The following is a 7,312-nucleotide window of genomic DNA, read 5'->3' as shown; positions in this document are numbered from 1 at the left end:
CCATTATCGGGGACACTCACAAGGTAACGGGCTGTTAATTCCTGCGCAGGCGCCGTTGCTGTCACCGCTACAGCTGCCGTTGCGGTCGCCGTTGCAGCCGCCCTCTGTCACCGCACTTGCCCTGTCTCCGCCACGTTAACGCCATGCCATTGCCTTGCTCGTCTTTACCTCCATTGTGAGGGTAAAGAACATTAAAGTTTCTTAGATTCCATTATTCTGGGACTTGATTTACGGTGCACGGGAATGCCTTGCAAATAGGCAGCGGCCCTCGCCACTGTGATTGGGCGCGATTGCGGCAGTTGTCTGCGCAGCGGTTATCGTCGATAACCGACGATGCAGCTAATGGGCCAGACAATCGCGGTGCGTCGTCTAAGCCACTCAGGGGAATCAAGCCTTTGGGGAAGGGAGGCGGGGCATTACTGGGAAGCAAAACAGCTTTCCTCAGCCCATCAGCCAGGAGACCGACTGTAATCATCCAATTCGCACCCGCGTATTGGCGGTCGAGCGGTGCTGTCGAGGTGAATAGTGCCGCAGAAAGAAGATTTACATCATGCATATTGCTGAGGGATTTCTCCCAGTTACTCATTGCATTGGGTGGGGTGTAGCTGCCGCTCCCTTTGTCATTCACGGCGCAGTTCAAGCCAAGCGCACTATGAAGGAGCATCCCGGTAGCGGCATGCTGCTCGGTGCTGCCGGTGCGTTTACTTTCGTGCTCTCCGCAATCAAGATTCCATCCGTGACGGGTTCTACTTCGCACCCGACAGGTACGGGTTTTGGTGCTGTAATCTTCAAACCTCCGGTGATGGCGCTGCTTGGCTCCATCGTGTTGCTCTTCCAAGCAATCTTGCTCGCTCACGGCGGCATTACGACGCTTGGTGCGAACATCTTCTCCATGGCAATCGTCGGCCCGTGGGTCGGCTACGCCTTCTACGTATTGACTCGAAAGCTCGGTGGAGGCCTGCTGCCAGGTGTGTTTATGGCAGCGTTCTTCGCTGACCTCTCCACCTACGTCGTGACCTCCATGCAGCTCGCTCTTGCGCACCCGGCAAACCCGGGCGGTGTTGGCGGCGCGCTGGCTACATTCCTCGGCCTGTTCGCTATCACGCAAATTCCGCTGGCAATCATCGAGGCTCTGGTCACCGTCATTCTCATGCGCACCCTGCTGGCAGTAGCACACACTGAGCTCCTCGATCTCGGCTTCCTGTCCCGCTTCGGCGATGCACCGGCACCGGAGGCTAAGGACGCAGACACCACGACCAACGCTGTTGCAGGGTCTGCCACTTCGCAGAATGCTTCAGCTGCATCCGTATCTGGCCAGAAGCAGTAGCCGTCGTCAAGCGAAAAGAAGCGAAAGAGAGCACGATTATGAATGCAAAAAACAACGCGCAGATTGTCGACGCACAGGCAGCTAGCCAGCCGAAGAAGAACTCCGTGTGGGTCAGCGTCGGTCTCATTGTCCTGGTAGCCGTAATTGCCATGTTCCCGCTGTTCTTCAACTACGGCGACGACGACGCAGACGAGCCGTTCGCCGGCACTGATGCCACCGCTACGGAGACAATTCAGGAAATCGACCCGAATTACGAGCCGTGGTTCGAGCCACTCGTCGGCGAACTGCCGGGTGAGGTCGAGTCGGGTCTGTTCGCGCTCCAGGCCGTTATCGGTGCTGGCGTCCTGTTCTACGTTATTGGCTTCTACCGAGGGAAGGCTGCTGTGCGTTCAGACAAGCGCGAGAAAGAGCAGTGAATGCGCTAGAAGCCGCAGCGGCGCGCAGCGCTTGGGCACGCCGTAACGTGGGCGAAAAGATCCTTCTGCTCGGTGGGCTGTTGATTCTGGCGGTTGCGCTTCCGCCAATTCCCTTTGCGCCGGTCATTGCGGTCATTGCTTGGTTTATTGCGTACATAGCCCGAGTGCCCCGCAAGCTGTATGTGGCAATGGTGCTGGCACCGGCGGCTTTTGTGCTCGTCGGCGCGTTTCCGCTTTTGGTAGCGCTTACTCCCGACGGTCTCGCGTGGTCGCCGGATGGCCCGCAGCGAATGGCGCAGGTTGTGATGCGTTCGTTTGCGGGTATCAGCTGCACGATGGTCTTTGCGCTGACCACTCCGATTTCGGAGCTCATTGCCTGGCTCGACAAGCACGGCTTGCCGCGATACTTGACGTACCTCGCCGAGGTGATTTACCGGATGACCGGCGTGCTGATTCACTCCGCACACTCGATGACGGAAGCGCAAGCACGACGCTTGGGACACTCCACGCGCCGGGCGATGATCCGAGATGTAGCGGCACAGTCCGCCAGCCTCTTTGTCATTGCCTTTACCCGCGCGCGCAAGATGCAAGAGGGAATCGAGCTGCGCGCCGATCCGAGCGCAATGAAAGTACTGGTGATTTCGCGGCCCAGGCAGCCGAAGTTCATCGTGATATCCAGTGCATTACTTTTGTCGTTGATTGCGGCCTGGGCGCTGCTGAAATGGGGTGTATAGGGATGTCGAGCAGCAGGAAAAATCGCGCTGATCACGTACATGGTGCCAACGGTGTCATTGTCGAAGCGGCTGCAGTTACATACGCTTACGACGAAACCCACGTTCTGAAAGGCGTGGATCTGGCAATTTCGGGTGGCGAGCGCCTAGCGCTGTTGGGGGCAAACGGTTCGGGCAAGTCCACGCTGTTGCGTATGCTCGCGGGAGCGTCTAAGCCCAATAGTGGTGAGGTCCGCCTTGACGGCACCGTCTACACGTACTCCCGGCACGGCCGCAATGCGGTCCGTCGCTCAGTGCAGATGGTCACGCAGGATCCGGATGAGCAAATCTTCGCGGCTAGCGTGTTTGCAGACGTCTCGTTCGGTCCCGTCAACCTGGGGCTTAAGAACGAGGAAGTCGAACGGCGCGTCCGGCAGGCTCTAGGTACCGCCGAGATCACCGATCTCGCCGAACGCGTTCCGCACCAGCTTTCCTATGGTCAGCGCAAGCGCGTCGCTCTCGCTGGTGCGCTGGCGATGCATCCGCGTGTGCTGCTTCTCGACGAGCCCTCCGCCGGCCTCGATCCGCAGGCGACCCGAAAGCTTGCACACACGCTCAATCAATTGCGCGATCAGAGCACTGCCGTCGTCGTCGCCACGCACGACATCGACTTCGCGTGGAATTTCGCCGATAGGGCAGCGGTGCTTGCCGACGGCAAACTGCGCGTCGGCGCCAAGGAAGAAATTTTGGCCGATCGACGGTTGGTCGAACATGCTCGACTGGCTTTGCCCTGGGCGCCCGTGGTCTCCAAGGCGATTGGGCGAGATGTGTGCCATCCAGAGGATGTTTAGGCGAGTGGCTTGGTTGGTGAATAGCTCATCGATATGTGCAGCTAAACCGCGCTAAAAATGAGAAAAACGCCCGCGGGCAGGGCGTAATGCCTATGAAAATAGGCCTAGAAATATAGGCGAAGCTGTCGCATTTCTTCGCTTCCATTTCACGTCACACCTGTCCGCGGGCGATCTCCGTGGCCGTGACACTTTGCAGTGCCCTCGGCGCATCAGGCAGGTATTCGGACTTTCTGGCGTGACCGACAATAAGGGGATGACGACTGCCGCAAGCTTCAATGCTTACGTGCAGATCCTTATTATCAATTTTCCTACTTTTCGCCGCTTCCCAAGGTTGAAATAACCTCAGTGCCGTTGGCGAATTTTGTTCCAGATTACCGCTGCGGGACAGTTCCGGAATTGCACCGGATTCCCTCTTGCGTTTGCTGTGCACCACCTTCGGACAACCACGTGGAGGACGTAGCATTGAAAGTGGAACTCAACAAAACCTGTTGCATGTATGACAATAGCGCACGATGCAAAATAAGCGAAGGTCTTTTTCGAAAATGTCCGCATTGGGGGTAAAACGCCGTTCATTACCCTCTGTTATTAACATTCACGCAGTTTGTTAGCGGAAAAATAGCTACCCCCTGCCTTGTATTTATTCGGCCGAGGCGGGGCTAATGACAGGATTTATCCTGGTATTTTCTTTACGTACTTGTAGAGAAACCTAGTTGTTTCCTAAGATTGTGTGACGGATGCCTTAATGCAGGTGTACCCGTTCGGAGGGTACTATCTACTTTGTACGGTTTACAGCCCCCGAAAGGGTCAGTGGCCGCTGAGCGGTAGTTGGCCATTTCGTAGGAGTGTAAGTCGGCGCGAAGTCACAGGCTGATGGTGCCTCTGTGGGTGCCAGTGAAGCAATTTGCCCGTTACGCAGGAGGACGCGAGATGGATCCCCACCGCATTCTGGACGACAATGAGGTTATTAAGTCGTCCTTGGTCGCCCTAAAGAATGCGACTGGTATTCCGGTCACAATGTATGCGGAAGTCACCGATAACTCTAAGATGCAGATCAACAACTGGGTTGGCCTGCGTACTCCGGCCCTGCAGAATCTGACTGTGGAATCGGGTGCGGGTGTCGGTGGTCGCGTGTTGGCCACGCGCCGCCCGGTGGGTGTCAGTGACTACCTGCGCGCCAAGGTTATTACCCATGAGTATGACGACAAGATTCGTGACGAAGGCCTGCACTCGCTGGTCGCCGTGCCGGTGATCGTTTCGCGTCTTGTCCGTGGCGTGCTCTACGGTGGCGTGCACTCCTCGGTGCGCCTGGGGGACAAGGTTCTTGAAGAGGTCACAATGACCGCCCGCTGCCTGGAGCAGGACCTCGCTGTCGTCGATGCCTGCCGCAACATGGATCGTTCTGGCAACGGTAAGGGCGGCCGCATCATGAATGGCGCTGAGTGGGAGCAGGTTCGTTCCACGCACTCCAAGCTGCGCATGCTCGCTAACCGTGTGGATGACGAGAAGCTGCGCCAGGAACTCGAGGTGCTCTGTGACCAGATGGTCACCCCGGTTCGCGTCAAGCAGACCACCAAGCTGTCGGCTCGTGAGCTCGATGTTCTCGCCTGTGTCGCCCTCGGTCACACCAACGTCGAGGCCGCAGAAGAAATGGGCATCGGTGCAGAGACGGTTAAGTCCTACCTCCGCTCCGTAATGCGCAAGCTGGGTGCCCATACTCGCTACGAGGCCGTCAACGCAGCCCGTCGCATCGGCGCACTGCCGTAAACCGCTTGACGACGGGCACCGCGTCCAACCCCGCAGATGCTCTAGGTACTCTTAGCCGCCATGCGGCTAGCGCCGCGCTCCTAGCAAACTTGGCTAGCGAGCGCGGCGCTTTTTCGCATCCAGGGCCTCTTGGCGCTCATCTTCGCGTTCGCCACCGGGAACCCACTTGATGTCGTCGCCGTCATTGGCCACCCGCGAAAGGATGAACAGTAGGTCAGATAGTCGATTGAGGTACTTCGCCGGTAGGACTGAAGTAGTTTCGGGAAACTCGCGGCAGGCAGCCCATGCCGCACGCTCGGCCCGACGAGTAATCACCCGAGCTGTGTGCAGCAGTGCCGCGGCTGGTGTGCCTCCCGGGAGGATGAAGGAATCCAGTTTCGGCAGTTGTTCATTGAACTGGTCGCACCAGTGCTCGAGTCGCTCGATGTAATCCGGCTCGATACGCAACGGCGGGTACTTCGGGTTTTCTTCAATAGGTGTTGCCAGGTCGGCTCCGGCATCAAAGAGGTCATTCTGCACGTAGCGAATGACAGCCGACACCTCGTCGTCAAGCGCGCCGAAACTGAGCGCCTGACCGAGTGCGGCGTTGGCCTCTTCGCACGTGGCGTAGGCGATGAGGCGGGAATCGTCCTTGGGGACGCGGCTGAAATCGGACAACCCGGTGGTGCCGTCGTCGCCGGTGCGAGTGTAAATGCGGGTTAGGTGAACGCTCATAGTCTCAAGCCTAAGCGCGATATTGCGAAATGTGGTTGGCTGGGGGAGTGGGAAATGAGCGATTTCTGGTTAAAGGCGGAGCGACGCTAAACGGTCAGGTTCAGATTTCCGGGGCGAAGAACTCGGTTCTGAAACTGATGGGTGCGGCGCTTCTCGCCGAGGGCACGACAGTACTGACGAACTGCCCTGAAATTGACGACGTGCCATTGATGCAAAAAGTCCTCGAAGGCCTTGGTTGCTCCGTGGTGCGCGAGGGTGACCGGATTGAAATCACGGTGCCCGAAGAACTCTCGCATCACGCTGACTTCGATGCCGTGCGTCAGTTCCGCGCTTCGGTTTGTGTGCTCGGGCCGCTGACGGCGCGTACCCGTAATGCGATTGTCGCACTGCCCGGTGGTGACGCAATTGGTTCCCGCCCGCTGGACATGCATCAGGCTGGCCTGGAGAAATTGGGTGCACGCACCTATATTCACCACGGTTGCGTGGTGGCTGAGGCGGGGCGACTCATGGGGGCGAACATCAAGCTGGACTTCCCGTCCGTCGGCGCGACCGAGAATATTCTGACCGCGGCCGTACTAGCTGAAGGTACGACTGTGCTGGATAACGCCGCCCGTGAGCCCGAAATTGTCGACCTGTGCGAGATGCTCGTGGAGATGGGTGCCAAGATCTCGGGTGCGGGATCTAACACCATCACGGTTGAGGGCGTCGAGAAGCTGCACCCGACTGAGCACAAAGTCGTCGGCGACCGAATTATCGCAGGGACCTGGGCCTATGCTGCGGCAATGACCGGCGGCGATATTACGGTCGTTGGTATCAACCCTAAGTACCTGCATCTTCCTCTGGAAAAACTGAAGAACGCAGGCGCTCAGGTCGAGACCTACCCGCAGGGCTTCCGCGTGCATATGGACGGGCGTCCGCAGGGTGTGAACTATCAAACGCTGCCATACCCAGGCTTTCCGACGGACATGCAGCCCATGGCCATTGCTCTGTCCGCGGTGTCCGAAGGGACGTCAGTGCTTACCGAGAACGTTTTTGAGTCGCGCTTCCGGTTTGTCGACGAGATGATTCGCCTCGGCACTGACGCGACCATCGATGGCCACCACGTGATGATTCGCGGAAAGGAATCGCTGAGTTCGGCACCTGTGTGGTCTTCGGACATTCGCGCTGGTGCCGGCCTGGTGCTGGCCGGGCTGTGCACTGAAGAGGGAGACGTCACCGAGGTGCACGATGTCTATCACATTGATCGCGGTTACCCGGGTTTCGTAGAGACACTAAACGCTCTCGGCGCTTCTGTTGAACGGGTCAGCTAGTGATCGTTGGCCACTGGTCGATAGCTAATGGCTAATGGCTAAGCGCACGGTGCTCATTAAACGCATGGCGCGGAAAACCATCGCAAGTCTTCGGTTCTGGATGCTTTAGAACCGTTAGGAGAGATTCTCCAGTGGGGCTTGTGGTGGTTTTCGCTCTCTTACCTGGGGTTTTGTGTCTTTGGTGGGGGTGTGTGTAATGTATTCGGAGGTCAGCGTGGCC

The 7,312-nt window shown here is 58.0% G+C and carries 7 protein-coding genes and 2 riboswitches; of the genes, 6 read left to right on the top strand and 1 reads right to left on the bottom strand.

Annotation, left to right across the window (positions count from 1 at the left end):
* Positions 1–214: 214 nt before the first annotated feature.
* Positions 215–485, top strand: a riboswitch (cobalamin riboswitch).
* A 65-nt stretch (positions 486–550) separates the two neighbouring features.
* From HMPREF2847_RS07045 to ramA, 5 genes are all read left to right on the top strand, one after another.
* Entirely contained in the window at positions 551–1,327 is a 777-nt protein-coding gene (locus HMPREF2847_RS07045; RefSeq protein ID WP_070851955.1) for an energy-coupling factor ABC transporter permease, read from the top strand.
* Positions 1,328–1,365: 38 nt separating this feature from the next.
* Positions 1,366–1,743, top strand: a complete 378-nt coding sequence (locus tag HMPREF2847_RS07040; protein ID WP_070851954.1) for an energy-coupling factor ABC transporter substrate-binding protein — start codon at positions 1,366–1,368, stop codon at positions 1,741–1,743.
* Positions 1,740–2,477: a cobalt ECF transporter T component CbiQ gene (gene cbiQ / locus HMPREF2847_RS07035; RefSeq protein ID WP_070851953.1), complete on the top strand. Its 738-nt coding sequence runs from the start codon at positions 1,740–1,742 to the stop codon at positions 2,475–2,477. Before HMPREF2847_RS07040 ends, cbiQ begins: the two co-directional genes overlap by 4 nt.
* A gap of 2 nt (positions 2,478–2,479) precedes the next feature.
* Positions 2,480–3,304, top strand: coding sequence for an energy-coupling factor ABC transporter ATP-binding protein (locus tag HMPREF2847_RS07030; protein WP_049190261.1), 825 nt, complete (start codon positions 2,480–2,482; stop codon positions 3,302–3,304).
* Between the two features lie 194 nt (positions 3,305–3,498).
* Positions 3,499–3,756, bottom strand: a riboswitch (cobalamin riboswitch).
* Positions 3,757–4,231: 475 nt separating this feature from the next.
* Positions 4,232–5,068 carry an acetate metabolism transcriptional regulator RamA gene (gene ramA, locus HMPREF2847_RS07025; protein WP_005511953.1) on the top strand — a complete coding sequence of 279 codons (837 nt, stop codon included), beginning with the start codon at positions 4,232–4,234 and terminating at the stop codon, positions 5,066–5,068.
* 93 nt (positions 5,069–5,161) lie between these two features.
* Here the strand turns inward: ramA and HMPREF2847_RS07020 are convergent, their stop codons facing one another.
* The gene (locus HMPREF2847_RS07020; protein ID WP_070851952.1) at positions 5,162–5,782 is read right to left on the bottom strand and encodes a cob(I)yrinic acid a,c-diamide adenosyltransferase; all 621 of its coding nucleotides are present in this window, start codon (positions 5,780–5,782) and stop codon (positions 5,162–5,164) included.
* A gap of 47 nt (positions 5,783–5,829) precedes the next feature.
* On the opposite strand from HMPREF2847_RS07020, the gene murA reads away from it, so the two are divergent.
* A complete protein-coding gene (murA, locus tag HMPREF2847_RS07015; protein ID WP_246821976.1) occupies positions 5,830–7,092 on the top strand; it encodes a UDP-N-acetylglucosamine 1-carboxyvinyltransferase in 1,263 nt (420 codons plus the stop codon).
* The last annotated feature ends 220 nt before the right edge of the window (positions 7,093–7,312 follow it).

Source organism: Corynebacterium sp. HMSC074C03 (genome assembly GCF_001838285.1).
GTDB classification, from domain to species: Bacteria; Actinomycetota; Actinomycetes; order Mycobacteriales; family Mycobacteriaceae; genus Corynebacterium; species Corynebacterium amycolatum.
This window is presented reverse-complemented; position numbering and strand designations above follow the sequence as displayed.

What these genes read in the sequence shown, in the direction of transcription:
- HMPREF2847_RS07045 (WP_070851955.1), top strand. Translation starts at nt 551, where the DNA reads ATGCATATTGCTGAGGGATTTCTCCCAGTTACTCATTGCATTGGGTGG.
- HMPREF2847_RS07040 (WP_070851954.1), top strand. Translation starts at nt 1,366, where the DNA reads ATGAATGCAAAAAACAACGCGCAGATTGTCGACGCACAGGCAGCTAGC.
- HMPREF2847_RS07030 (WP_049190261.1), top strand. Translation starts at nt 2,480, where the DNA reads ATGTCGAGCAGCAGGAAAAATCGCGCTGATCACGTACATGGTGCCAAC.
- ramA (WP_005511953.1), top strand. Translation starts at nt 4,232, where the DNA reads ATGGATCCCCACCGCATTCTGGACGACAATGAGGTTATTAAGTCGTCC.
- HMPREF2847_RS07020 (WP_070851952.1), bottom strand. Translation starts at nt 5,782, where the DNA reads ATGAGCGTTCACCTAACCCGCATTTACACTCGCACCGGCGACGACGGC.